The 23,815-nt window shown below is 58.9% G+C and carries 25 protein-coding genes; 17 read left to right on the plus strand and 8 right to left on the minus strand.

Annotated features, from left to right (window positions below; translation table 11 throughout):
• The 12 genes from hpaD to yjiA all read left to right on the plus strand — a co-directional run bounded on the left by hpaD (position 1) and on the right by yjiA (position 12,177).
• Positions 1 to 852 (plus strand): 3,4-dihydroxyphenylacetate 2,3-dioxygenase, encoded by an 852-nt coding sequence (hpaD, locus tag ACJ69_RS14245; protein ID WP_048978973.1) that lies wholly within the window; start codon positions 1 to 3, stop codon positions 850 to 852.
• A 9-nt stretch (positions 853 to 861) separates the two neighbouring features.
• Positions 862 to 1,242 carry a 5-carboxymethyl-2-hydroxymuconate Delta-isomerase gene (locus tag ACJ69_RS14250; protein ID WP_059347216.1) on the plus strand — a complete coding sequence of 127 codons (381 nt, stop codon included), beginning with the start codon at positions 862 to 864 and terminating at the stop codon, positions 1,240 to 1,242.
• Between the two features lie 65 nt (positions 1,243 to 1,307).
• Complete coding sequence (gene hpaH / locus ACJ69_RS14255) at positions 1,308 to 2,111, plus strand: 2-oxo-hept-4-ene-1,7-dioate hydratase (RefSeq protein ID WP_059347217.1); 804 nt, start codon at positions 1,308 to 1,310, stop codon at positions 2,109 to 2,111.
• 9 nt (positions 2,112 to 2,120) lie between these two features.
• Positions 2,121 to 2,918: a 4-hydroxy-2-oxoheptanedioate aldolase gene (gene hpaI, locus ACJ69_RS14260; RefSeq protein ID WP_059347218.1), complete on the plus strand. Its 798-nt coding sequence runs from the start codon at positions 2,121 to 2,123 to the stop codon at positions 2,916 to 2,918.
• A gap of 21 nt (positions 2,919 to 2,939) precedes the next feature.
• Positions 2,940 to 4,292 carry a 4-hydroxyphenylacetate permease gene (gene hpaX, locus ACJ69_RS14265; RefSeq protein WP_059347219.1) on the plus strand — a complete coding sequence of 451 codons (1,353 nt, stop codon included), beginning with the start codon at positions 2,940 to 2,942 and terminating at the stop codon, positions 4,290 to 4,292.
• A complete protein-coding gene (gene hpaA / locus ACJ69_RS14270; protein ID WP_059347220.1) occupies positions 4,264 to 5,196 on the plus strand; it encodes a 4-hydroxyphenylacetate catabolism regulatory protein HpaA in 933 nt (310 codons plus the stop codon). The genes hpaX and hpaA overlap by 29 nt, the downstream gene beginning before the upstream one ends.
• A 177-nt stretch (positions 5,197 to 5,373) precedes the next feature.
• On the plus strand, positions 5,374 to 6,936 hold the full coding sequence (gene hpaB / locus ACJ69_RS14275; protein ID WP_059347221.1) for a 4-hydroxyphenylacetate 3-monooxygenase, oxygenase component: 1,563 nt from the start codon (positions 5,374 to 5,376) through the stop codon (positions 6,934 to 6,936).
• 17 nt (positions 6,937 to 6,953) lie between these two features.
• The gene (locus ACJ69_RS14280; protein ID WP_059347222.1) at positions 6,954 to 7,466 is read left to right on the plus strand and encodes a 4-hydroxyphenylacetate 3-monooxygenase reductase subunit; all 513 of its coding nucleotides are present in this window, start codon (positions 6,954 to 6,956) and stop codon (positions 7,464 to 7,466) included.
• Between the two features lie 180 nt (positions 7,467 to 7,646).
• Positions 7,647 to 8,564 carry a helix-turn-helix transcriptional regulator gene (locus ACJ69_RS14285; protein ID WP_059347223.1) on the plus strand — a complete coding sequence of 306 codons (918 nt, stop codon included), beginning with the start codon at positions 7,647 to 7,649 and terminating at the stop codon, positions 8,562 to 8,564.
• A gap of 191 nt (positions 8,565 to 8,755) precedes the next feature.
• Positions 8,756 to 10,909 carry a carbon starvation CstA family protein gene (locus ACJ69_RS14290; RefSeq protein WP_023334384.1) on the plus strand — a complete coding sequence of 718 codons (2,154 nt, stop codon included), beginning with the start codon at positions 8,756 to 8,758 and terminating at the stop codon, positions 10,907 to 10,909.
• A gap of 100 nt (positions 10,910 to 11,009) precedes the next feature.
• Positions 11,010 to 11,213, plus strand: a complete 204-nt coding sequence (locus tag ACJ69_RS14295; protein ID WP_003856610.1) for a YbdD/YjiX family protein — start codon at positions 11,010 to 11,012, stop codon at positions 11,211 to 11,213.
• 10 nt (positions 11,214 to 11,223) lie between these two features.
• Positions 11,224 to 12,177 carry a GTPase gene (gene yjiA / locus ACJ69_RS14300; protein ID WP_054830196.1) on the plus strand — a complete coding sequence of 318 codons (954 nt, stop codon included), beginning with the start codon at positions 11,224 to 11,226 and terminating at the stop codon, positions 12,175 to 12,177.
• A 476-nt stretch (positions 12,178 to 12,653) separates the two neighbouring features.
• Here yjiA and ACJ69_RS14305 read toward each other — a convergent pair whose 3' ends face one another.
• The gene (locus ACJ69_RS14305) at positions 12,654 to 14,012 is read right to left on the minus strand and encodes an esterase-like activity of phytase family protein (RefSeq protein ID WP_059347224.1); all 1,359 of its coding nucleotides are present in this window, start codon (positions 14,010 to 14,012) and stop codon (positions 12,654 to 12,656) included.
• A gap of 411 nt (positions 14,013 to 14,423) precedes the next feature.
• Between ACJ69_RS14305 and ACJ69_RS14310 the strand changes: the two genes are divergently transcribed.
• Positions 14,424 to 14,969 carry a YfaZ family outer membrane protein gene (locus ACJ69_RS14310; protein ID WP_023310269.1) on the plus strand — a complete coding sequence of 182 codons (546 nt, stop codon included), beginning with the start codon at positions 14,424 to 14,426 and terminating at the stop codon, positions 14,967 to 14,969.
• On the plus strand, positions 14,969 to 15,289 hold the full coding sequence (locus tag ACJ69_RS14315; RefSeq protein WP_028015390.1) for a hypothetical protein: 321 nt from the start codon (positions 14,969 to 14,971) through the stop codon (positions 15,287 to 15,289). Before ACJ69_RS14310 ends, ACJ69_RS14315 begins: the two co-directional genes overlap by 1 nt.
• A 48-nt stretch (positions 15,290 to 15,337) precedes the next feature.
• Here the strand turns inward: ACJ69_RS14315 and ACJ69_RS14320 are convergent, their stop codons facing one another.
• A complete protein-coding gene (locus ACJ69_RS14320) occupies positions 15,338 to 16,708 on the minus strand; it encodes an NAD-dependent succinate-semialdehyde dehydrogenase (protein WP_059347225.1) in 1,371 nt (456 codons plus the stop codon).
• A gap of 151 nt (positions 16,709 to 16,859) precedes the next feature.
• Here ACJ69_RS14320 and ACJ69_RS14325 point away from each other — a divergent pair, with 151 nt between their 5' ends.
• From ACJ69_RS14325 to ACJ69_RS14335, 3 genes are read left to right on the plus strand one after another with little or no spacing between them, the layout of a single operon-like run.
• The gene (locus ACJ69_RS14325) at positions 16,860 to 17,603 is read left to right on the plus strand and encodes a helix-turn-helix domain-containing protein (RefSeq protein ID WP_059347226.1); all 744 of its coding nucleotides are present in this window, start codon (positions 16,860 to 16,862) and stop codon (positions 17,601 to 17,603) included.
• 47 nt (positions 17,604 to 17,650) lie between these two features.
• The gene (locus ACJ69_RS14330; RefSeq protein WP_054830193.1) at positions 17,651 to 18,304 is read left to right on the plus strand and encodes a LysE family translocator; all 654 of its coding nucleotides are present in this window, start codon (positions 17,651 to 17,653) and stop codon (positions 18,302 to 18,304) included.
• A 3-nt stretch (positions 18,305 to 18,307) separates the two neighbouring features.
• Positions 18,308 to 19,579 (plus strand): DUF445 domain-containing protein, encoded by a 1,272-nt coding sequence (locus tag ACJ69_RS14335; protein ID WP_059347227.1) that lies wholly within the window; start codon positions 18,308 to 18,310, stop codon positions 19,577 to 19,579.
• Here ACJ69_RS14335 and ACJ69_RS14340 read toward each other — a convergent pair.
• From ACJ69_RS14340 to ACJ69_RS14365, 6 genes are all read right to left on the minus strand, one after another.
• Positions 19,576 to 20,652 (minus strand): DUF2955 domain-containing protein, encoded by a 1,077-nt coding sequence (locus ACJ69_RS14340; RefSeq protein WP_059347837.1) that lies wholly within the window; start codon positions 20,650 to 20,652, stop codon positions 19,576 to 19,578. The genes ACJ69_RS14335 and ACJ69_RS14340 overlap by 4 nt on opposite strands.
• A 4-nt stretch (positions 20,653 to 20,656) precedes the next feature.
• Entirely contained in the window at positions 20,657 to 21,724 is a 1,068-nt protein-coding gene (locus ACJ69_RS14345) for an HlyD family secretion protein (protein WP_155616781.1), read from the minus strand.
• Complete coding sequence (locus tag ACJ69_RS14350) at positions 21,721 to 22,191, minus strand: MarR family winged helix-turn-helix transcriptional regulator (RefSeq protein WP_047646559.1); 471 nt, start codon at positions 22,189 to 22,191, stop codon at positions 21,721 to 21,723. Before ACJ69_RS14350 ends, ACJ69_RS14345 begins: the two co-directional genes overlap by 4 nt.
• A 148-nt stretch (positions 22,192 to 22,339) precedes the next feature.
• Positions 22,340 to 23,035 carry an ArsR/SmtB family transcription factor gene (locus tag ACJ69_RS14355; protein ID WP_059347229.1) on the minus strand — a complete coding sequence of 232 codons (696 nt, stop codon included), beginning with the start codon at positions 23,033 to 23,035 and terminating at the stop codon, positions 22,340 to 22,342.
• A complete protein-coding gene (locus ACJ69_RS14360; protein ID WP_047646557.1) occupies positions 23,010 to 23,405 on the minus strand; it encodes an amino acid-binding protein in 396 nt (131 codons plus the stop codon). Before ACJ69_RS14360 ends, ACJ69_RS14355 begins: the two co-directional genes overlap by 26 nt.
• Positions 23,398 to 23,721, minus strand: a complete 324-nt coding sequence (locus tag ACJ69_RS14365) for an antibiotic biosynthesis monooxygenase family protein (RefSeq protein ID WP_033144543.1) — start codon at positions 23,719 to 23,721, stop codon at positions 23,398 to 23,400. Before ACJ69_RS14365 ends, ACJ69_RS14360 begins: the two co-directional genes overlap by 8 nt.
• Positions 23,722 to 23,815: the final 94 nt, after the last annotated feature.

Raw genomic sequence — 23,815 nt, forward strand, 5'->3', positions numbered from 1 at the left:
ATGGGTAAATTAGCGTTAGCGGCAAAAATCACCCACGTTCCGTCGATGTACCTCTCCGAGCTGCCGGGGAAAAACCACGGCTGCCGCCAGTCGGCCATCGACGGGCATAAAGAGATCGGCAAGCGCTGCCGCGAGCTGGGCGTGGACACCATCATCGTGTTCGATACCCACTGGCTGGTGAACAGCGCGTACCACATCAACTGTGCGGACCATTTTGCGGGCGTCTACACCAGCAACGAGCTGCCGCACTTTATCCGCGACATGACCTACGACTACGACGGCAACCCGGCGCTCGGCCAGCTGATCGCCGACGAGGCGGTGAAGCTCGGCGTGCGCGCCAAAGCGCACAACATCCCGAGCCTCAAGCTGGAGTACGGCACGCTGGTGCCGATGCGCTACATGAACGCGGATAAACATTTCAAAGTAGTCTCCATCTCGGCGTTCTGCACGGTACACGACTTTGCCGACAGCCGCAGGCTGGGCGAGGCCATCGTCAGCGCCATCGAAAAATACGACGGCACCGTGGCGGTGCTCGCCAGCGGCTCGCTGTCGCACCGCTTTATCGACGACCAGCGCGCGGAGGAAGGGATGAACAGCTACACCCGCGAGTTTGACCGCCAGATGGACGAGCGCGTGGTGAAGCTGTGGCGCGAGGGGCAGTTCAAAGAGTTTTGCAGCATGCTGCCGGAGTACGCCGACTACTGCTACGGCGAGGGCAACATGCACGACACGGTGATGCTGCTGGGCATGCTCGGCTGGGACAAATACGACGGCAAGGTGGAGTTCCTCACCGAGCTGTTCGCCAGCTCCGGCACCGGCCAGGTTAACGCCGTTTTCCCGCTGCCCGCGTAAGGAGCCACCATGCCGCACTTTATTGCTGAATGTACCGACAACATCCGCGAGCAGGCCGACCTGCCGGGGCTGTTCGCCAAAGTCAACGAGGCGCTCGCCGCCACGGGCATCTTCCCCATCGGCGGTATCCGCAGCCGCGCCCACTGGCTGGATACCTGGCAGATGGCCGACGGCAGGCACGACTACGCCTTTGTGCATATGACGCTAAAGATTGGTGCCGGGCGCAGCCTGGAGAGCCGCCAGCAGGTGGGCGAGATGCTGTTTGCGTTGATTAAAGATCATTTCGCAGCGCTGATGGCCGACCGCTATCTGGCGCTGTCGTTCGAGCTCGACGAGCTGCATCCGACGCTCAATTACAAACAGAACAACGTGCACGCGTTGTTTAAGTAAAACCGGCACGGCCAGCCTCCCTCTCCCACGGGGAGAGGGAGAAAAACATAAAACAGGATATCGCCATGCTCGACAAACATACCCATACCATGATCGCCCATCGCCTGCATCAGGCGGAACAATCCCGGGAGCAGATCCGTGCGATCTCCCTTGAGTACCCGGAGATCACCATTGAAGACGCCTACGCCGTCCAGCGCGAATGGGTCAGCCTGAAAATCGCCGAAGGCCGCGTGCTGAAGGGCCACAAGATCGGCCTCACCTCCAAAGCGATGCAGGCCAGCTCGCAGATTAGCGAGCCGGACTATGGCGCGCTGCTGGACGACATGTTTTTCCACGACGGCAGCGACATTCCCGTCGATCGCTTTATCGTTCCGCGCATCGAAGTGGAGCTGGCCTTCGTGCTGGCAAAACCGCTGCGCGGCCCGAACTGCACGATCTTCGACGTCTACAACGCTACGGACTACGTCATCCCCGCGCTGGAGCTGATCGACGCCCGCTGCCACAACGTTGACCCGGAGACCCAGCGCCCGCGCAAGGTGTTCGACACCATCTCCGATAACGCCGCCAACGCGGGGGTGATCCTCGGCGGCCGCCCGATTAAGCCCGACGCGCTGGATCTGCGCTGGATCTCCGCCCTGCTCTACCGCAACGGCGTGATTGAAGAGACCGGCGTTGCCGCAGGCGTGCTTAACCACCCGGCGAACGGCGTGGCGTGGCTGGCGAACAAGCTGGCGCCGTACGACGTGCAGCTTGAGCCGGGGCAAATCATCCTCGGCGGCTCGTTTACCCGCCCGGTGCCCGCCAGCAGAGGCGACACCTTCCACGTCGACTACGGCAGCATGGGCTCCATCAGCTGCCGCTTTGTTTAGGAGAGGACCATGCAAAACGCATTCAAGGCGGCGCTGAAAGCGGGACGCCCGCAAATCGGCTTATGGCTGGGGCTCACCAGCAGCTACAGCGCCGAGCTGCTGGCCGGGGCAGGCTTCGACTGGCTGCTGATCGACGGCGAGCACGCGCCGAACAGCGTGCAAACCGTGTTAACCCAATTACAGGCCATCGCGCCTTATCCCAGCCAGCCGGTGGTGCGCCCGTCGTGGAACGACCCGGTGCAGATCAAGCAGCTGCTGGACGTGGGCACGCAAACCCTGCTGGTGCCGATGGTGCAAAACGCCGATGAAGCGCGGCTGGCGGTACGTGCCACCCGCTACCCGCCCGCGGGCATTCGCGGCGTCGGCAGCGCCCTGGCGCGCGCCTCGCGCTGGAACCGGATTCCGGACTACCTGCAGCAGGCCAACGACGCCATGTGCGTGCTGGTGCAGATCGAAACCCGCGAGGCGCTGAAAAACCTGCCGCAGATCCTGGATGTGGAAGGCGTCGACGGCGTGTTTATCGGCCCGGCGGATCTGAGCGCCGACATGGGCTTTGCCGGCAACCCGCAGCACCCGGAGGTGCAGGCCGCCATCGAGCAGGCGATCGCGCAGATCCTTAGCGCCGGCAAAGCGCCCGGCATCCTGATGGCGAACGAGCCGCTGGCAAAACGCTACCTTGAACTCGGCGCGCTGTTTGTCGCCGTCGGCGTCGACACCACCCTGCTCGCCCGCGGCGCCGAAGCGCTGGCGGCACGCTTTATCGAACAACCGGTTACGTCAGTTAATAACAATAAATCCGTCTACTAAACGTAAGATCTGGAGCGCACCATGACGACCTCTACCCTGCAAACCCATGATAATAAAGCTGTTGAACATCGCGTCATTAACAAGCTGTTTCGACGCCTGATCGTCTTTCTCTTCATCCTGTTTGTCTTTTCGTTTCTCGATCGCATCAACATCGGCTTTGCCGGACTGACGATGGGCAAAGATCTGGGCCTTACGTCGACCATGTTTGGCCTCGCCGCGACGCTGTTTTACGTCACCTACGTGCTGTGCGGGATCCCGAGCAACATCATGCTGGCGAAGATCGGCGCGCGGCGCTGGATCGCCGGGATCATGGTGGTGTGGGGCATCGCCTCCACCTGTACCATGTTCGCCACCAGCCCGCACACGCTCTATGTTTTACGCATGCTGGTGGGCATTGCCGAAGCGGGCTTCCTGCCGGGGATCCTGGTCTACCTCACCTGGTGGTTCCCGGCCTATCACCGCGCCCGCGCCAACGCGCTGTTTATGATCGCCATGCCGGTGACCATGATGCTCGGCTCGATCCTCTCCGGGTACATTCTGGCGATGGACGGGCTGTGGAACCTGAAGGGCTGGCAGTGGCTGTTCCTGCTGGAGGGGCTGCCGTCGGTGGTGCTCGGCGTGGTGACCTGGTTTTACCTCAACGACACGCCGGATCAGGCCACCTGGCTGGACGACGACGAAAAGCAGGCGCTGAAAACGATGATCGCCCGCGAGCAGGAGGTCGCCATTGCCCAATCCGTCACGCCGCGATCGACGCTGCGCGAGGTGCTGACCCCGGCGGTGCTGCTCTACACGCTGGCCTACTTCTGCCTGACCAACACGCTCAGCGCCATCAACATCTGGACGCCGCAGATCCTGCAAAGCTTTAACACGGGGAGCAGCAATATCGTCATCGGCCTGCTGGCGGCGATCCCGCAGTTTTGCACCATCCTCGGGATGATCTGGTGGAGCCGCCGCTCCGACAGGCTGAAAGAGCGAAAAAAGCACACCATCCTGCCGTACCTGTTCGCCGCGGCGGGATGGATGCTGGCCTCGGCCACCGATCACAGCCTGATCCAGCTGCTTGGCATCATTATGGCCTCAACCGGATCCTTTACCGCCATGGCCATATTCTGGACCACGCCGGATCGGGTGATTAGCCTGCAGTCCCGCGCGGTGGCGCTGGCGGTGATCAACGCCATCGGCAACGTCGGATCTGCCGTCAGCCCATTGCTGATTGGGATCCTGCGCGACGCGACCGGCAGCTTTAGCTCCGGACTGTGGTTCGTGGCCGGGCTGCTGGTGGTCGGTGCGCTGGTGCTGACGCGCATTCCGATGACGCAGCGGGATCAACAGAGGAACGATCATGTGCCAGAGCCCTATCGCCAACATTGATATCAGCAAGGAGTACGACGAAAGTCTGGGCACCGACGACGTGCACTACCAGTCGTTCGCCCGCATGGCGGCCTTTTTTGGCCGCGACATGCAGGCGCACCGTCACGACCAGTATTTTCAGATGCACTTTCTTGATACCGGGCAGATTGAGCTCCAGCTCGACGATCACCGCTACTCGGTGCAGGCCCCGCTGTTCGTCCTCACGCCGCCGTCGGTGCCGCACGCGTTTATCACCGAATCCGACAGCGACGGACACGTGCTGACGGTGCGCGAGGATCTGATCTGGCCGCTGCTGGAGGTGCTCTACCCCGGCACGCGGGAAGCGTTTGGCCTGCCGGGGATCTGCCTCTCGCTGGCCGACAGGCCGGACGAGCTGGCGGCGCTGAAGCACTACTGGCAGCTGATTGCCCGGGAATCGACGGAACAGCTGCCGGGGCGCGAACATACTCTGGTCCTGCTGGCGCAGGCGGTCTTCACCCTGCTGCTGCGCAACGCGAAGCTCGACGATCACGCTTCGGGCGGCATGCGCGGCGAGCTGAAGCTGTTCCAGCGCTTTACCCAGCTGATTGACGTTCATTACCATGAGCACTGGACGGTGCCGGAATACGCCAGCGAGCTGCACCTCACCGAATCCCGCCTGACCGATATCTGCCGCCGCTTCGCCAACCGCCCGCCGAAGCGGCTGATCTTCGACCGGCAGCTTCGCGAAGCGAGGCGGCTGCTGCTCTTCTCCGACAGCGCGGTCAGCGAGATTGCCTGGCAGCTGGGGTTTAAGGACCCGGCCTATTTTGCCCGTTTTTTTAACCGCTTAGTGGGGTGCTCGCCGAGCGCGTATCGGGCGCAGAAAGTACCGGTGTCGCCTGTTCCCCTCACCCCTGCCCTCTCCCAAAGGGAGAGGGAGTAACCGTCCCCTCTCCCTTTGGGAGAGGGTTAGGGTGAGGGAAATCACACTCTGCGATCTCTCGCGAAAAGTACCCGCCGTTGTCCCAATCGTCCCTTCACGTTACGCCCCTCTCAGGCTTCAATTAAACAACAAAAACAAAACATAAATTTAACAACCCTATTCCGATACGAGGTCCCTATGAAGCCTGAAGATTTCCGCGCTGATGCCAAACGTCCGTTAACCGGTGAAGAGTATTTAAAAAGCCTGCAGGACGGCCGTGAGATTTATATCTACGGCGAGCGCGTCAAAGACGTCACCACCCATCCGGCGTTTCGCAACGCGGCGGCCTCCATCGCGCAGATGTACGACGCGCTGCACAAGCCGGACATGCAGGACACCCTCTGCTGGGGCACCGACACCGGCAGCGGCGGCTATACCCACAAGTTCTTCCGCGTGGCGAAAAGCGCCGACGACCTGCGCCAGCAGCGCGACGCCATCGCCGAGTGGTCGCGTCTGAGCTACGGCTGGATGGGCCGCACGCCGGACTACAAGGCCGCGTTCGGTTGCGCGCTCGGCGCCAACCCGGCCTTCTACGGCCAGTTCGAACAGAACGCCCGCAGCTGGTACACGCGCATTCAGGAAACCGGCCTGTACTTCAACCACGCCATCGTTAACCCGCCGATCGACCGCCACAAGCCGGCTGACGAGGTGAAAGACGTCTACATCAAGCTGGAGAAAGAGACCGACGCGGGGATCATCGTCAGCGGCGCGAAAGTGGTGGCAACCAACTCGGCGCTGACCCACTACAACATGATCGGCTTCGGCTCCGCGCAGGTGATGGGCAAAAACCCGGACTTCGCGCTGATGTTCGTCGCGCCGATGGATGCCGAAGGCGTGAAGCTGATCTCCCGCGCCTCTTACGAGATGGTGGCAGGCGCAACCGGATCCCCTTACGACTACCCGCTCTCCAGCCGCTTCGACGAGAACGACGCGATCCTGGTGATGGATCACGTGCTGATCCCGTGGGAAAACGTGCTGATCTACCGCGATTTCGATCGCTGCCGTCGCTGGACGATGGAAGGCGGCTTTGCGCGGATGTACCCGCTGCAGGCCTGCGTGCGCCTGGCGGTGAAGCTCGACTTCATCACCGCCCTGCTGAAAAAATCCCTGGAGTGCACCGGTACCCTGGAGTTCCGCGGCGTGCAGGCGGATCTCGGCGAAGTGGTGGCCTGGCGCAACATGTTCTGGGCGCTGAGCGACTCCATGTGTTCCGAAGCCACCCCGTGGGTCAACGGCGCGTATCTACCGGATCACGCCGCGCTGCAAACCTATCGCGTGATGGCGCCGATGGCCTACGCGAAGATCAAGAATATCATCGAGCGTAACGTGACGTCCGGTCTGATCTACCTGCCTTCCAGCGCCCGGGATCTGAACAACCCGCAGATCGACCAGTATCTGGCGAAATACGTGCGCGGCTCCAACGGCATGGATCACGTCGAACGCATCAAGATTTTGAAGCTGATGTGGGACGCCATCGGCAGCGAGTTTGGCGGCCGTCACGAGCTGTACGAAATCAACTACTCCGGCAGCCAGGATGAGATCCGCCTGCAGTGTCTGCGCCAGGCGCAAAGCTCCGGCAACATGGACAAGATGATGGCGATGGTCGACCGCTGCATGTCCGAGTACGACCAGCACGGCTGGACGGTGCCGCACCTGCACAATAACAGCGATATCAACATGCTCGACAAGCTGCTGAAATAGCGCAGCGGGAGGTTGCAATGCATTCAGATGAACAACGCCTGCGTTTTCGCGACGCAATGAGCAGCCTGTCGGCGGCGGTCAATGTGGTCACCACCGAGGGCGAGGCGGGCCGCTGCGGCATTACCGCTACAGCCGTCTGTTCGGTGACTGACACCCCGCCGTCGGTTATGGTGTGCATCAACGCCAACAGCGCCATGAACCCGGTATTTCAGGGAAACGGCAGGCTGTGCGTTAACGTACTGAACCACGAGCAGGAGATCATGGCTCGCCATTTCGCCGGGATGACCGGTATGACGATGGAGGAGCGCTTTGCCCTCTCCTGCTGGCAGAAAGGTCCGCTGGCGCAGCCGGTGCTCAAGGGCGCACTCGCCAGCCTGGAGGGCGAGATTAGCCAGGTGCAAACCATCGGCACGCATCTTGTCTACCTTGTTGAAATTAAAAATATCATTCTGAGCGACGCGGGACACGGTCTGATCTACTTCAAGCGCCGCTTCCACCCGGTCATGCTGGAGGCGGAAGCCGCCGTGTGATCCCCCCCTCGCGCTGGCCTTTTTCTTCGGCCAGCGCCGCTTTCTACAAAAACTCCTAAGGTTTCCGCTAAATCACGCCGTTATATAACCATAAGAGAAATTTTCTGTGACTGAATACTGACACCCTTTGTCAGTGCATCCGCATCATTCAGCGCATACCTAAATATACAGGATGACCTTATGGCTAAAACGACGCGGAGCCGCTCGGCTGAACGTCTGGTCGATATTCTGGTTGAGCTACATTTAAACGGTGTGGTAAACCGCAGTGCGCTAATGGAAAAATTTAAAATTACCGAGCGTACCGTCTACCGGGATTTAAATGCGCTCTCCCCCATTGTTGAACATACCGGTAACGGGCTATATCGACTGATCCATTCTGCACAATCGCCCGGCGGACAAGGCTTACATCACACCCTTGCTAACTTCCTGAATGCTGACAGCTTTTTCCCTGAAAGAAATACGGAATTCTGGCAGAAGCTCGAAACGCGCGTTGACGAAAACCATATTCTTATTCTTGCGAATGAAGCAGAACACACGGTAGAACGTGATATTCGCCGTTATTTAACGAAAATCGAGAAATCGATTAAAAACCATAATGTTTGTCAGATCGTTTATAAGGGAAAAAACCGTCTGATTAATCCCTATAAACTCATTAACAAAAAAAATATATGGTATTTACAAGCCACCGAAAATAGCCGCCTGAAATCCTTCTCATTGAGCCAGATTAGCTGGTTTGATATTCAGAAAACGACCTTTACGCCCGAAGAAAATGTCCTTGAGCTGCTGGAGAAAAGCCTCGATCCTTGGGTGTCCGAAAATACTTTCGCAGTGAAAATATTTATCAAAGATAATATTTCACATTACTTCCTGCGCCGCGATCTTCTGCCGGAACAGGAGCTGCTGGAGGAGCAACAGGGCGGCGTCACGCTGCGCTGCCAGGCGGCGCACGAGAACCAGATCCTGCCGCTGCTGTTCTACTGGCTGCCCCACATTCAGATTCTGGAACCGAACTGGCTGAAGGAAAAACTGATTAGAACGCTGGAGAACTATCTGGCCGTGGAGCGTAACCCGAATAATCAAGTGATCTCAATCACATAATTTCGCCCCCTGGCGGCGAGCCGGAACCGCTCGTCGCCCCCTTTGACCGCTCACCCGGCACTTTCAACCACTCATTCATTTACCGTCCTTTACACGCGCGAGGATCTGGCACGATCGCTCCAGCATTAATCAATACCTCCTCACAACGAACCCTGACCCTTTTTTCTTTACATAAAAAACCAGGTCTTACTATGGATACTAAAAAACTACTGAAGCACGTGCCCTGGGCCTTACTCGGGATCCTCGGCGCTTTCTGTCTGGCGGTTGTCGCATTACGCCGGGGCGAACACGTAAGCGCCCTGTGGATCGTGGTCGCGTCGGTTTCCGTCTATCTTGTTGCTTATCGCTACTACAGCTTGTACATCGCGCAGAAGGTCATGAAGCTCGACCCGACGCGCGCCACCCCGGCGGTCATTAACAATGACGGCCTGAACTACGTGCCAACCAACCGCTACGTGCTGTTTGGTCACCACTTTGCCGCTATCGCCGGTGCAGGCCCGCTGGTGGGCCCGGTGCTGGCCGCGCAGATGGGCTACCTGCCGGGAACCCTGTGGCTGCTCGCCGGCGTAGTGCTGGCGGGTGCGGTGCAGGACTTTATGGTGCTGTTTATCTCTTCTCGCCGTAACGGCGCCTCTCTGGGTGAGATGGTCAAAGAAGAGATGGGCCGCGTGCCGGGGACCATCGCCCTGTTCGGCTGCTTCCTGATTATGATCATCATCCTCGCGGTGCTGGCCCTGATCGTGGTGAAAGCGCTGGCCGAAAGCCCGTGGGGTGTCTTCACCGTCTGCTCAACCGTGCCGATTGCGCTGTTCATGGGTATCTACATGCGCTTCCTGAGACCGGGACGCGTGGGTGAAGTGTCGGTGATTGGTATCGTGCTGCTGGTGGCCTCTATCTACTTCGGCGGCGTGATTGCGCACGACCCGTACTGGGGCCCGGCGCTGACCTTCAAGGACACCACCATTACCTTCGCGCTGATTGGCTATGCGTTTATCTCCGCGCTGCTGCCGGTCTGGCTGATTCTGGCCCCGCGTGACTACCTGGCGACCTTCCTCAAAATTGGCGTTATCGTCGGTCTGGCTATCGGTATCCTGGTGATTAACCCGGACCTGAAAATGCCTGCGGTAACGCAGTACATCGACGGCACCGGCCCGCTGTGGAAAGGCGCCCTGTTCCCGTTCCTGTTCATCACCATCGCCTGCGGTGCGGTCTCCGGTTTCCACGCCCTGATTGCGTCCGGTACCACGCCTAAGCTGCTGGCGAACGAGAAAGATGCGCGTCTGATCGGCTACGGCGCGATGCTGATGGAGTCCTTCGTGGCGATCATGGCGCTGGTTGCCGCGTCTATCATCGAACCGGGTCTCTACTTCGCGATGAACACCCCGCCTGCGGGCCTCGGCATTACCATGCCAAACCTGCACGAGATGGGCGGCGATAACGCGGCGCTGATTATGGCGCAGCTGAAGGACGCTAGCGCACACGCTGCGGCGACCGTCAGCTCCTGGGGCTTCGTGATTTCGCCTGAGCAGATCATGCAGACCGCGAAAGACATCGGCGAACCGTCCGTGCTGAACCGCGCAGGCGGTGCACCGACGCTGGCCGTCGGTATCGCACACGTGTTCCACAAAGTGCTGCCGTGGGCGGACATGGGCTTCTGGTACCACTTCGGTATTCTGTTCGAAGCGCTGTTCATCCTGACCGCGCTGGACGCCGGTACCCGTGCGGGCCGCTTCATGCTGCAGGACCTGCTCGGTAACTTCGTGCCGTTCCTGAAGAAAACTGACTCTCTGGTGGCGGGCATTCTGGGTACTGCGGGCTGCGTCGGCCTGTGGGGCTACCTGCTGTATCAGGGCGTTGTCGACCCGCTCGGCGGCGTGAAGAGCCTGTGGCCGCTGTTCGGTATCTCTAACCAGATGCTCGCAGCCGTTGCTCTGGTGCTCGGTACCGTGGTCCTCGTGAAGATGAAGCGCACCAAATACATCTGGGTAACGGTTGTTCCTGCGCTGTGGCTGCTGCTCTGCACCACCTGGGCGCTTGGCCTGAAGCTGTTCAGCGCCAACCCGCAGCTGGAAGGCTTCTTCTTCATGGCTAACCAGTACAAAGAGAAGATTGCCGCAGGCGGCGCGGATCTCACCGCTCAGCAGATTGCCAACATGAACCATATCGTGGTGAACAACTACACCAACGCGGGTCTGAGCATTCTGTTCCTGGTGGTGGTGTACAGCATCATCTTCTACGGCATCAAAACCTGGCTGAACGTGCGCAACGCCGACGGCCGTACGGATAAAGAAACCCCGTACGTGCCGGTGCCGGAAGGCGGCGTGAAGACCTCTTCACACCATTAATCCGCAATCCTCCCCCTCTCCCTTTGGGAGAGGGCTGGGGTGAGGGGAACATAAGCCCAGCGGACTCACATCGCCGGGCTTTTTCTGTCTGGAACCCACAATGTTTGGTAACTTAGGCGAAGCAAAAAAATACCTCGGTCAGGCGGCGAAAATGCTGATTGGCATTCCGGACTATGACAACTACGTTGAGCATATGAAGACCAACCATCCGGATAAGCCGTACATGACCTACACCGAATTCTTCCGCGAGCGTCAGGAAGCGCGCTACGGCGGAAGTGGAGAAGGCGGCGTCCGCTGCTGCTAAAGGAGAGACCATGACCCCGATTGCCGTTACCCTGCTGACCGGTTTTCTCGGCGCCGGTAAAACCACCCTGCTGCGCCACATCCTGAATGAACAGCACGGCTTCAAAATCGCCGTCATCGAAAACGAATTCGGTGAGGTCTCGGTAGACGATCAGCTGATTGGCGATCGCGCCACCCAGATCAAAACCCTCACCAACGGCTGCATCTGCTGCACCCGCTCTAACGAATTAGAAGACGCCCTGCTGGACCTGCTCGACAGCCGCGACCGCGGCGAGATCGACTTTGACCGTCTGGTGATCGAGTGCACCGGCATGGCCGACCCCGGCCCGATTATTCAGACCTTTTTCTCGCACGAGATCCTCTGCCAGCGCTACCTGCTGGACGGCGTAATTGCCCTGGTCGATGCGGTTCACGCCGACGATCAGATGAACCAGTTCACCATCGCCCAGTCTCAGGTGGGCTACGCCGACCGCATCCTGCTGACCAAAACCGACGTGGCGGGCGAAAGCGAAAAACTGCGCGAGCGCCTGACGCGCATTAACTCCCGCGCGCCGATTTACACGGTGGCGCACGGCGACATCGATCTGTCTCAGCTGTTCAACACCAACGGCTTTATGCTGGAAGAGAACGTCACCGCAAAACCGCGCTTCCACTTTATGGGAGATAAGCAAAACGACGTGGCGTCGATTGTGGTCGAGCTGGACTATCCGGTGGACATCAGCGAGGTTTCGCGCGTGATGGAGAACCTGCTGCTGTCGTTTGCCGACAAGCTGCTGCGCTACAAAGGGATGCTGTGGATTGACGGCGAGCCGAACCGTCTGCTGTTCCAGGGCGTACAGCGCCTGTACAGCGCAGACTGGGACAGACCCTGGGGCGATGAAGCGCCGCGCAGCGTGATGGTGTTTATCGGTATCCAACTCCCGGAAGAAGAAATTCGGGCGGCGTTTGCGGGGCTGAAGAAATAACCGCTATGCATCTCCTCTCCCCTATGGGGCTGAGGGATCCCCGGTATTTTTTTAACCTGAAGCGATGAATGTTGCTTCAGAAAAATTAGTGGCTCACAGCGATGCCCTGGTCCGGCTGTAAATCGCCGAGGCGTTTCCGTAAGGCCGGGGCGAGGCGCAGGGATGCGCCGAGAGGGCGTGGCCTGCAGGGATGCAGGCTCATGCCCGACCCGATAGCCTGAAGGAATAAGCTGAGGGTACCGCGAAGCGGCGATTTACCGCCGGGAGCCCGGGTCGCCAGGGTGGTGGCGATTAAGCCACCCTGGCACGTTCACAGGTCATGCCGTTACAGAGTAGCGAGGAACATAGAGTGAACGGAATAACCTCCACAGCCGTATGTTCCCCCTCACCCCAGCCCTCTCCCTAAAGGGAGAGGGAGCCGTCTGTGCAGGCATTATCTTGTGGGGATACCCCAGCCTTTAGCAAGAAGGGTAAACTTATTTCACCGCTTCCGGCAGCGTTATAATCCACAGCTCGCTGTCCGACTCCGGCTTCTTTAGCGGCTTCACGCTGAGCGTGGTTTCCACCGGTTTATTATCCAGCGTCAGCTTGCCTTCCGCGTTCACCCGATAATCCTTGAGCTTCTTGCCCTCGACCGGGTTTTGCATCGCCACCTTCACGCCAAAGTCGTTATCGTTCGCCACCGCAAGCGTTTTGCTGTCGATCAGCGCCAGCCCTTCGGCCTTCTCCTGCTGCCAGCCCAGCGCGCGCAGATCCACGACCTGCGTTTTAGCCGCAAGCGTTATGCCGCGCTGCGCCAGGGTTTTCTCATCATCAAACTCCGGGTACTCGCCCGGCTTGTCAAAGGCGGTCAGGTCGCTCGCCTTGCTGAGATCCACCTTGTAAATCAGGTTACGCATGCCGTCGTTTTTATCGCTTCCCTGCTCAATCAACAGGATGTGCTGGTCATCGAGCGCCACGATGTCGCCGATTTTGGCGTCGCTGTTTTTGTCATAAGCCGCGCTGTCGATCGGGTAACCGTACATCGCCGTTTTCCCGGTCGCCGGGTCAAAGCTCACCAGACGCGTAAACAGCGCCTGCTTTTTGCTCTTACCGTCGATATCAAGCGTGCTTTGCACGGCAGCGATAATACGCCCGTCCGGCATCCGGGTCAGGCCTTCAAAGCCCCGATTCGCCTGACGCCATTTGATAATGTTTGGCAGGCCGCCCGCGATGGATTTCTCCCCTTCCGCAGCCTGCGGCCCGTGGATCGCCAGGATCTTCCCTTTGCTGTCGACGTTAATCAGGAACGGGCCATACTCGTCGCACAGCCAGTAGCCGCCTTTCCCGTCCGGCGTGATGCCTTCCGTGTCCAGCCCGCGGTTGTCACCCTTCAGGATCTTGAGGGTGTCGCTGAACGCCACTTCATTGGTGGAACCAATCACGCCGCTTTGCAGCGGCAGACCGTTAATCTCGCCTTTATCATCATGCAGCGGGCGGGCATCGACAGCCTCCGCTTTGCCGTTCTGAACGCGGATGGTCATCAGCATCGGCGCAAAATCTGGCGTGACAAATATTTTGGCTTCGTTTTTACCCATTTTTGGCGAATCGGCGTTTGGACCGCGATCGGTCACGGTCGCAAAGGTCAGGGCGTCGCCCTGCTTGCCCGTAAACATCAGGCCGGAGCCAATGCCCACGGGGAGTCCGTTCGGAAACGCGCTGGCAAACGCGCCGCTGTAGCTCACGTGGGAGCCTTCAGGGAAGCTGACGACATAGCGCTCAGCAGTAGGCTGCGCCGCCAGGCCAGAGAAAGAGAGCGCACAGCCGATAAGTACAGGAATAATTTTTCTTTTCATATTGTTAGCATCCAGTTAGTGAAGCCAACAACGTAAAGAATAAACGTGTCAGAAAAATGACATGGAAGGGAAACCGGCCTGCACGATTGAACGTATATTCATCGCTCGAAATGTAAGGCTTTGTTGTTTTGTGTGACAGGAGAAACATTTTTGGAAATTATTAGAAACCCAATTAATTCATCTCAAATCACTATCCCCGCCTCGTTCAGTTTATGTTTAGTCAAAAAACTAAACGGTTCCTAAACGCTAAAAACATCCCCTGTTGACACCCCGACAATCAAACATCATTGCAACAACTTCAATAAAAAAGTTAACAATATCAGTATAAAACCGCGATTTATATCACATTTGCAGTCATTAACATCGCTTGTTAAGGTGCGCCCAGATGAATTTAATGACGAGGCATAAAACATGAAAAAACTGAATATCCTTCTTCTTTCTGCTCTGGCTGCCGTATCGGGTTCCGCACTGGCGATGGGCGGCACCGTTGAGCAGGGTAAAAACTTTACCAACCTCAATCTGGAAATGGGTAAATCCTCATCCGGTGTTTATCTCGAAAGTAACTGGCTCAAAAACACCGATGACGGTACCCAGACCGGCGGCGTGGGCGCAGGCTACAACCTGGGTCTTGGCCCGGTGATGCTGAATGCGGGCGCAAAAGCCATCTACCTCGGCCCGAAAAAAGGCGATAACGGCGTGGCGTTCCCGATTGGCGGCGGCGTAAACGTTGCGTTGACCGACAGCATCCACGTGTACGGTGAAGGCTATGTGGCACCAGAAGGCCTGAACAACAGCGTGAAAAACTACGTCGAAGCCAACGGCGGCGTAAGCTGGACGCCAATTACGCCAGTGACCCTGAAAGTGGGCTACCGCCACGTGAGCGTGGACGGCAAAGACGGTCGTCCCGGCCACACGCTGATTGACGGCGCATATGTAGGCGGTGGAGTCACCTTCTGATGAAACACCGCATTACCGCGCTTTGCGTTCTGAGCCTCACGCTGATGCTCACCGGCTGCGTCCAGTACAAATGGGTGAAACCGGGCGTCAGCGATGCGGAAATGAATAAAAAGCTCACGGAATGCGAAGCGCAGGCGCTGATCGATCTGCCCCCGGATAACGTCGTGACCGGATCCAGCTCGGAAAAAACGGACAAAAAGAACAAGAAAAAGGATATTTCCACGAGCTACACGGTTGAAGACGCGAACGAATATCGCCGGGATACGTTAGTTGACAGCTGCATGTTCAAAAGCGGCTGGGACAAGATCGAAGTGCAATAATCCCTTAAAAAAAACCTGCCGGCTGGCAGGTTTTTTATTATCTCTTACTTACTTACGCACCACCACCAGCTTCTGGTTCACAAACTCTTTGATCCCCAGATCCGACAGCTCGCGCCCGTAGCCGGAGCGCTTCACGCCGCCAAACGGCAGCTCTGCTGCGGTATCGGTGAGCCAGTTGATGTACACCATCCCGGTCTCAATCCGCGACGCCATTTTCTTCGCGCGCTCGATATTCTGACTAAATACCGCCCCGCCCAGGCCGTAGTGGGAGTCGTTCGCCAGCGCGACCGCCTCGTCGTCGCTTTTCACCACGTAAATCTGCGCCACCGGGCCGAAGAACTCCTCGAAGTACGCCGGGTTGTCGCGGGAGATATTCGTCAGGATCGTCGGTTCGAAGAAACTCCCGTCCCGCTGTACCGGTTTGCCGCCGTAGTGCAGCGTGGCACCGTTTTTCACCGCCTCGTTAACCTGTTTGGTCAGCGTTTCGAGCGCATCTTTAGACGACAGCGGCCCCAGCGTGGTGCTTTCGTCCAGCGGATCGCCAATCTTCACCTGCTTAAACGCCTCGGTGAATTTGCTCAGGAAGGCATCCGCAATCTTTTCATGCAGGATAAAGCGCTTCGCCGCGGTGCAGACCTGCCCGGCGTTGTTGAGCCGCGCGTTAACGCCAATTTTCACGGCCTTCTCAAGGTCTGCATCGTCCAGCACCACGAACACGTCGTTACCGCCCAGCTCCAGCGTAGATTTCTTGATGTGCTTCGCCGCCTGCGCGGCCACCACGCTGCCCGCCTTTTCGGAGCCGGTTAATGCGGCACCCTGCACGCGATCGTCGGCAATGATGTTCGCCACCTGCTCGGACGAAATAAACAGGTTGGTCCACGCCCCTTCCGGCGCGCCCGCCTCGCGCACAAGGTGCGCAAAGGTCTCGGCGCAGTGCGGCACGATGCTGGCATGCTTGGCGATGACGGGGTTCCCCGCCGCCAGGTTCGGCGCCAGCACGCGCATCAGCTGGTAATAGGGGAAATTCCACGGCTCAACGGCCATCAGCACGCCAATGGGGTGATGCTCCACCCAGGCTTCACCGAGTTCTGAATCATATTTCACCGGGGCCAGGAACCGCTGCGCGTTGTCGGCGTAGTAGCGGGCGATCTGCGCGCACAGCTTCACCTCGCCGCGGCTCTGTTCGATGAGCTTACCCATCTCCTGGCTGGCGATTTTGGCCAGATCCTCCACGCGCTCGTCGATCAGATCGGCAAGCTTATGCAGCACCGGCAGGCGCTGGCTGATGTCGCCTTTCGCCCAGTCCGAATGGTAAAGCGCATCGGCCGCCCTGAGCGCCGCTTCGATATCCGCGTCGGTATGCGAGGGGTATTCTTTGATGAGCTGGTTAGTGGCAGGATTTACTGTTTTATAAGCCATGTCGAATCTCCTTGTTTTACCGCTTAGGGTATTAAGGGTAGTCAACATGACTGGCTATGGACGTAAAGTTGGGTATATCCGGAAGGTTCTTAATGAAGCGCTGCCAGAGGGTTCGCTGACGTGGTATAAAAAACATTCAGAAGGAGCGCCCATGACCGATACCCGACATATCCGCCAGACTTTTCACCGCGCCTCAGGCCTTGAGCTGCGCAGCACCTGGCAGAGTACGCAGGCGTACAAACGCCACAGTCACCCTCATCTCTCCATCGGCGCGATTGTGGAGGGTCAGACCTGCTGCGTGTGTTTTGACAGAGAGTACATCCTTAATCCCGGGGACCTCATCGTGATCCCGGCCTGTGCGCCGCACAGCTGCAACCCCGTCGCCGGGCAACCGCGCAGCTACCATATGCTCTACATCGACACCGGGCTTCCGCTGGCGCTACAGGTGATTCGTAGCCCAACCCTGTTTGCTCATTACCTGGACGTTGTCGAGACCCTGTCTCCGGCATCACTGGAGACGCTGCTTTCTGCCCTTCCCCGCGCAGCGGATAACGCTGACGCGATTCGCGGAACCAGCAAGCAGATTCAGCAGGCGTTTCTTTCCGATCTCACCAGCCCGCCTTCCCTCGACGAGCTTGCCCAACGCTTCTCGCTGCGCAAGGAGACGCTGATTCGCACCTTCAGGCAGGACACCGGCCTGACGCCGGGCAGCTTTCTCAATATCTCCCGCGTGGAGTACGCCAAGGCGCGTCTGCGCGCCGGGGATGATATTGCCGACGTCGGCTACCAGAGCGGTTTTGCCGACCAGAGCCATTTTCATAAGACCTTCGTCAGCTATACCGCCGCCACGCCGCGCCAGTACGCCACCGGCCGATCAATATCAGACAATAAATAGGTTCTGCAGCACCGTACTCTGACCTCGGATTGTTAACCGAGGTCGCTATGGAACTGTTCTTCCCTTCCGCTTTTCTCGCCCTGGCGCTGGCGCATTTTGTTGCCCTGCTAAGCCCGGGCCCGGATTTCTTCCTGCTGGTGGGCTACGCCGCGCGCTATCGGCTGCGGGGTAGCGCCGGGCTGTGCCTCGGCATCGCCGCGGGTAACGCGCTGTACATCCTGCTGGTGATTATCGGCTGGAGCGCGCTGCGCCAGTTTACGTGGCTGTTTACGCTTATCGAGCTTTGCGGGGCGCTGTACCTGCTGTGGCTCGGATCGCATCTGATTCGCAGCCGCCAGCAGGCGCGGGCGCTGAATGAAACCCACCAGCGCTTCCCGTCGCTGCAAAAGCAGATCCTGCTGGGACTCGGTTCGGCGCTGTTAAACCCGAAGAACGCGCTGTTCTATCTGGCGCTGATGACGGCGCTGCTGGGGCCGGACGTGACGCTGCTTCAGCAGGCGACCTGCGGCGTCTGGATGGTAATGGTGGTGCTGGTGTGGGATCTGGCGCTGGTGTCGCTGATGGGGTTGACCGTGGTTCAACAGAAGCTCAGCCGTTCGCTGTGGTGGATTGAGCGCACGGCGGGGGTGGTACTGATGGGGTTTGGGGGATGGGTGCTGTGGCGGTTTTTGCACATTCCCCCCGCTTGCCTCTATCCTTAACCCATGGAAAAAATAGCTGAACTCAAACGCGCCAAGCTGCTGGCGCTGTCGCTGCTGCTGGTTGCCGCCGCGACGTTTATCACCACCCTGTTCCTGCCGCAGACCTTCTGGGTGCGCGGCGTGAAGGCCATTGCCGAGGCGGCGATGGTCGGCGCGCTGGCAGACTGGTTTGCCGTGGTTGCGCTGTTCCGTCGGGTGCCGATTCCCTTTATCTCGCGCCATACGGCGATTATCCCGCGCAATAAAGACCGAATTGGCGACAATCTCGGCCAGTTTGTGCAGGAGAAGTTTCTTGATACCCAGTCGCTGGTCGCATTGATTCGCCGCTATGAACCCGCCCAGATGATCGGCGCCTGGTTCAGCAAACCGGACAACGCCCAGCGCGTCGGGCTGCACTTGATGCAGGTGATGAGCGGTTTTCTCGAACTGACCGATGACGGACGCATTCAGCGCCTACTGAAACGGGCGGTGCATAAGGCCATCGACAAGGTCGATTTCACCGAAACCAGCGCCGTGATGCTGGAGAGCATGACCAAAAACAACCGCCACCAGGTGCTGCTGGATGCGATCATCAATCGTCTGATTACCCTGATTCAGCGGGAGAGCACGCGGGACTTTATTGCCGATCAGATTGTCCACTGGCTGAAGACCGAACACCCGCGCAAGGCAATGGTGCTGCCCACCGAGTGGCTGGGCGATCAAAGCGCGGAGATGGTGTCGAACGCGGTGAACGCGCTGCTGGACGATATCAGCCACGACCGCACGCACCAGATCCGCCAGGCGTTCGACCGCGCCACGCTGAAGCTTATCGACAACCTGAAAAACGATCCGGAGATGGCGGCGAAAGCCGACAACATCAAGCACTACCTGAAAAACGATGAGGCGTTTAACCGCTATCTGGGAGAGATGTGGGCCGACCTGCGCCAGTGGCTGAAAGCGGATATGCAAAGCGAGGATTCGCGGGTGAAGCAACGCATCGCCAACGCCGGGCTGTGGTTTGGCGAAACGCTTTCTAATGACGCCAGCCTGCGTGCGTCGCTGAACGAGCATCTGGAGCAGGCCGCGCACCGCCTCGCGCCGGATTTCGCGGCGTTTCTGACTCGCCACATCAGCGACACGGTCAAAAGCTGGGACGCCAAAGACATGTCCCGCCAGATTGAGCTTAACATCGGTAAAGACCTGCAGTTCATCCGCGTCAACGGCACGCTGGTTGGCGGGACGATTGGCCTGATCCTGTTTTTACTCTCGCAATTGCCTGCCGTGCTGGGGCATTAATCTACTTTGGGCGGCGCGATGACGTAGCGCGTCGCCTCGAAGCGGTTGAGGATAAGGTGCACCAGGAAAACCATCGTCAGCGTTGCGACCAGCGAAAAGGTGACGGAGGTGATGCGGTACAGATCGCTGAACACCAGGTCAGTGTCCGGGTGCATGTTCTGCCCGAACATAATGCCGATGGTCGTGATGCTGGAAAATCCCACGCCCGCGCCCACCTTTTCCATCACGTGCAGGCGCGCGCCAAACGCCAGCCCGAGGCCGATCAGCGGCATCATCAATAGCATATGGCTGCTGTGATCGTAGAGGATTAGCTGCACCACCAGAATGTAGAGACAGCCCAGCACCACGCCGACCACGCGCCAGATCGAGCTCATCACCGAACCGCGGTAGTGCATCGGGAACAGGATCAAAATCCCCGCCATCAGCGCCGAAAGCGAATCGCTTAAGTCGCTAATCTGAAACACCACGAATATCAGCGTCGCGACGGTGCCGGAGAGCAGCGACTCGTGGCGCACGCGGGCATCGTCTTTCTCAATCAGCGGCGGCGGCCTGCGGGGCTCAACGTCCGGCAGGAGGTAGTTCATCAGCGCGCTCAGGCACACCGCCATCACGCTCGCTTCGATGTTGGAAAACAGCAGCGTGTGCCAGCTGGTCGTGGGGTAGCTCATAAAGTTGAGCATCACGCTCTGGCACACCACGCCCATTGAGCCAAACAGGAACAGCGGCCCCTTGCTCATAAAACGAAAACGCATCACGTACAGGGCAAACACCACCAGCGTCATGATGGCCGGCCATTGCGACAAATAGCCGATGATGAGAACCATTTCAACGCAGTTTAGCGCGGCGCTGAAGATAAACTGCTTTGCCACGTGGCGGTTAAACACCGGCACCAGCGACAGAAGCATGATCGGATAGACCACGAAAAATACGCCGTAGCTGGTGTTGTAAAAGCTGGAGATGCTCAGCGCAATCATCCCGGCAAAGACGATGCGCAGGGTCTGGCGAAAGTCGTTTGCCGTATAGACGATGTTGCCGTGCGGGGTAAATACCCGCGCCAGGGTGCTAATAGACATCGAACTAATAAACATAGTGAAGCAGGCTCACCAGGTGGATCTGCATCCCTGAGAAGAAGCGCGCAAACGGCCCCTCGCTATTGTAGAGCTGCACGGTGGCGCGCGCGCCGGTCGGCAGATGCTTCGGCAATTCTTCGTCCAGCGCGACGTGAATACGCATGCGTTGGGCATCGCGCACCCAGCGGTTGGAGGTTTCCGGTTCGGACAGCTGACCGTTCACGGCCTCCTGACCCGCCAGTATCCCCGCGTCGCTGCTGGTCACGTGGGCGCGGAAAACGTGCCCCGGGAAGGCGTCGAACACCACGGCGGCGTCGGTGCCCTGATGGGTGTGGCGCAGGCTCTTCTCGCGGAAATCGGCGACGATATCGGTCTGGTTGTTCACCAGCACCAGCGCGGCTGAACCCGAGGAAGCGTAAAAGCCCGGGCTTAACTGCAGGTTACTGACCGTGCCGTCCGCCTGGGCATAGACCTTCGTCCAGCCGAGGTTAAGTTCCGCCTCATCCAGCGCGTTACGGTATTTTTGCAGCGTCACGTTGCGATGCTCGTCCCGCTCGCCGCGCTGAATGCGCAGGTTATGGATATTGGCCTGAATGGAGCTGACGGACTGCTCGCTGCTCTGCCAGGTGGTGCGAACCTTATCCAGATCCGCCTGCGAGACGTTCTGCAGGGTGCTCAGCTTCTGGTAGCGATCGAAGGTCACTTTATCGTTACGCGCGGTCAGCACGGCGGTTTTCAGGCTGGCCTGCGCGGCGGCGATCTGCGCATCCAGCTGTTCGTTGGACAGGCGTGCCTGCTCAAGCGCGATTTGCGCCGCTTCCACTTTATTGCGAAACGGCGTGTCGTCGAGCTCAAACAGCAGATCGCCTTTTTTCACCTGGCTGTTGTTGTGGACATGTACCGCCGCCACGTAGCCGGAGACGCGCGGAGAAACCGGCGTCACCACGCGCATCACGGTGGAGTCCGGCGTCAGCGGGATCCAGATATCCGCGACGATAAAGTAGACAAACATCAGCAGGAAAGAGGCAATACTCACCCTTACCCAGCGGGCAAACTTTTGTTCAGGGGTCATTATTTTTCGGTCTTGTTATCTTCTTCGCGGATAGTCCGCAAATTGCAGGCGAATTGATTCAGGGTGGCGCTGAAAATGTCGATATGTTCCGGCGCGATGTTTTGCGATACGCGCGCCTGATAGGTCTCAATCACCTGAGTGAGCCTTTTTAATATGGCTTTTCCCGCAGGCGTCAGCGTCAGAAGCCGGATGCGCTTGTCATAAGGCGATACAGAGCGCAGCAGGTAACCCTGCTTTTCCAGCTGTGTCAGGGTGCGCATCAGCGGCGGCAGTTCAATGCCCTGCACCTCCGCCAGCTCACTCACGGAGACGTTATCCCCGAGCTGATGAAGCTGCATCATCACCGTCCAGCTCGACTGGGTTAACCCGGTATCGAGAATGGCGTCGTCGATTACCGCACGCCACTGGCGCACGATCATCGCCATCCGCATGCCCATCGGCCTGCGGCTAAACAGTTCTTCTTCGCTCATGGGGAAACCTCTCGTCACACGCTGCCACGATAATAGTTATCAGGGTAAGTATCAAGAAACGAGAGGCGAAAGAGCAGGAATTGCGAAACGACGTCTCTCTTTCCCCCTGGGAGAGGGTCGGGGTGAGGGCACTAGCCCGCAGCAGAGTTTAGCTGCTAAAAAATCTCTGAACGGCACTTTTCCCCGACGCCGTCACCACCACCTCCCTGTATCCCGCCACCCGCTGGATCCACCCTTTGCTTTCCAGATGAATCAGCAGCGCCGCGCCCGCCTCACCGCCAAGATGAAACCGCCGCTCGCTCCAGTCCAGACAGGCGCAGCAGGCTTTGCGGCGCGGGTGAGCGCTTAACGAAACGCCGAGCTTCAGAAACTGCTCGCGGCCATACAGCGTGAGCGCTGAACCGTCAGCCTCCAGCCAGCCTTCCGCCTGCATAAAATCGTAGATTAGCACCGCAACCGTTCCGGCAAGATGGTCGTAGCAGGTTCGGGCCTCGCGCATGGCCTTCGGTGCGGTCGTTTCCGGCGGGGTAATGCGGCTCCAGGAGAGCCCCATCATCTGCTCCACCAGTTCCGCCACGTCGTGCCCCGCCAGACGATAATAGCGGTGCCGCCCCTGCGACAGACAGGCGATCAGTTGCCCTTCCACCAGCCGGGCGAGATGCCCGCTGGCGGTCGAAGGCGCAACGTCTGCCGCCGCGCTCAGCTCGGTGGCGGTCCACGCCCGCCCGTCCATCAGCGCGCACAGCATCTTTACGCGCGACGGATCGGCCATTGCGGCAGCCACCGCGGCAATGGCCTGTTCCAGCGCCGCGCTGTTATCAGGAGGTAGGCTCGTTTTTAACATATGTTGCCCAGGGTTCAGTGATCTCTGCGGCCAGCTTATCATCATCCGTCAGCAGAATAAGGTGATTCGCATGGTCGCTGTACTGGGTAAGGATAGACACGCCGCGTGCCGCCAGCGCCGCCGCGATTTCACCCAGCTCGCCGGGGCGCTCCTGCCTGAGTTTCCGGATCACCGGCTTACGCACCGCCTGCACGGTAAACCCGGCGTCGAGTAGCACGCGTCGCGCTTTTTCCCCGTCTTCCACCAGAAAATGGGCATCGGTACCAAATACGCCGCCGCCCTCCAGCCCCACGCCGTTGCGCCCCAGCAGCTGTCCAAAGCGCGCCAGCTCGCCGGGCCTGTCGCTAAAAATCACATGAACGTCATACATCCGCGTGCCCTCCGGTTTCGGAACTGTACTCCCGCACCAGCTGCGCCACCCGAATGCGGTAGTACGCGAAAATCGACTCCCGCCCTTCGGCCTGCGCGGCCTGATGGAAAACGTTCTGCTTCCAGCGGCGGACGGCCTCTTCATCCCGCCACCAGGAAAGCGACAGGATTTTGCCGTCGGTCGTCAGGCTCTGGAACCGTTCGATATCAATAAAACCGTCGATATCCGCCAGCAAAGGTTTGAGTTCGGCAGCGAGCTGCAGGTAGCGCGCCTGATGGGCGGGCGCGGCTTTGGCTTCGAAAATGACTGCAATCATGATGGTCTCTCCGTAGTGATGTTGGGGAGAGAATGCAGGATGGAAAAGCGCAATGCTTCGGTAAGGAGCGAAGTATTGTGCCGGATGGCGCTGC

Origin of the sequence: Enterobacter asburiae (assembly GCF_001521715.1) — a bacterium.
Lineage (GTDB): Bacteria > Pseudomonadota > Gammaproteobacteria > Enterobacterales > Enterobacteriaceae > Enterobacter > Enterobacter asburiae.

Coding starts and splice junctions, on each gene's coding strand:
- ACJ69_RS14295 (WP_003856610.1), top strand. CDS start 11,010: ATGTTTGGTAACTTAGGCGAAGCAAAAAAATACCTCGGTCAGGCGGCG.
- ACJ69_RS14305 (WP_059347224.1), bottom strand. CDS start 14,012: ATGAAAAGAAAAATTATTCCTGTACTTATCGGCTGTGCGCTCTCTTTC.
- ACJ69_RS14335 (WP_059347227.1), top strand. CDS start 18,308: ATGGAAAAAATAGCTGAACTCAAACGCGCCAAGCTGCTGGCGCTGTCG.
- ACJ69_RS14365 (WP_033144543.1), bottom strand. CDS start 23,721: ATGATTGCAGTCATTTTCGAAGCCAAAGCCGCGCCCGCCCATCAGGCG.
- ACJ69_RS14290 (WP_023334384.1), top strand. CDS start 8,756: ATGGATACTAAAAAACTACTGAAGCACGTGCCCTGGGCCTTACTCGGG.
- ACJ69_RS14360 (WP_047646557.1), bottom strand. CDS start 23,405: ATGTATGACGTTCATGTGATTTTTAGCGACAGGCCCGGCGAGCTGGCG.
- hpaX (WP_059347219.1), top strand. CDS start 2,940: ATGACGACCTCTACCCTGCAAACCCATGATAATAAAGCTGTTGAACAT.
- ACJ69_RS14325 (WP_059347226.1), top strand. CDS start 16,860: ATGACCGATACCCGACATATCCGCCAGACTTTTCACCGCGCCTCAGGC.
- hpaB (WP_059347221.1), top strand. CDS start 5,374: ATGAAGCCTGAAGATTTCCGCGCTGATGCCAAACGTCCGTTAACCGGT.
- hpaD (WP_048978973.1), top strand. CDS start 1: ATGGGTAAATTAGCGTTAGCGGCAAAAATCACCCACGTTCCGTCGATG.
- ACJ69_RS14340 (WP_059347837.1), bottom strand. CDS start 20,652: ATGTCTATTAGCACCCTGGCGCGGGTATTTACCCCGCACGGCAACATC.
- ACJ69_RS14285 (WP_059347223.1), top strand. CDS start 7,647: ATGGCTAAAACGACGCGGAGCCGCTCGGCTGAACGTCTGGTCGATATT.
- ACJ69_RS14280 (WP_059347222.1), top strand. CDS start 6,954: ATGCATTCAGATGAACAACGCCTGCGTTTTCGCGACGCAATGAGCAGC.
- hpaI (WP_059347218.1), top strand. CDS start 2,121: ATGCAAAACGCATTCAAGGCGGCGCTGAAAGCGGGACGCCCGCAAATC.
- ACJ69_RS14355 (WP_059347229.1), bottom strand. CDS start 23,035: ATGTTAAAAACGAGCCTACCTCCTGATAACAGCGCGGCGCTGGAACAG.
- hpaA (WP_059347220.1), top strand. CDS start 4,264: ATGTGCCAGAGCCCTATCGCCAACATTGATATCAGCAAGGAGTACGAC.
- ACJ69_RS14350 (WP_047646559.1), bottom strand. CDS start 22,191: ATGAGCGAAGAAGAACTGTTTAGCCGCAGGCCGATGGGCATGCGGATG.
- ACJ69_RS14250 (WP_059347216.1), top strand. CDS start 862: ATGCCGCACTTTATTGCTGAATGTACCGACAACATCCGCGAGCAGGCC.
- ACJ69_RS14310 (WP_023310269.1), top strand. CDS start 14,424: ATGAAAAAACTGAATATCCTTCTTCTTTCTGCTCTGGCTGCCGTATCG.
- ACJ69_RS14330 (WP_054830193.1), top strand. CDS start 17,651: ATGGAACTGTTCTTCCCTTCCGCTTTTCTCGCCCTGGCGCTGGCGCAT.
- ACJ69_RS14320 (WP_059347225.1), bottom strand. CDS start 16,708: ATGGCTTATAAAACAGTAAATCCTGCCACTAACCAGCTCATCAAAGAA.
- yjiA (WP_054830196.1), top strand. CDS start 11,224: ATGACCCCGATTGCCGTTACCCTGCTGACCGGTTTTCTCGGCGCCGGT.
- hpaH (WP_059347217.1), top strand. CDS start 1,308: ATGCTCGACAAACATACCCATACCATGATCGCCCATCGCCTGCATCAG.
- ACJ69_RS14315 (WP_028015390.1), top strand. CDS start 14,969: ATGAAACACCGCATTACCGCGCTTTGCGTTCTGAGCCTCACGCTGATG.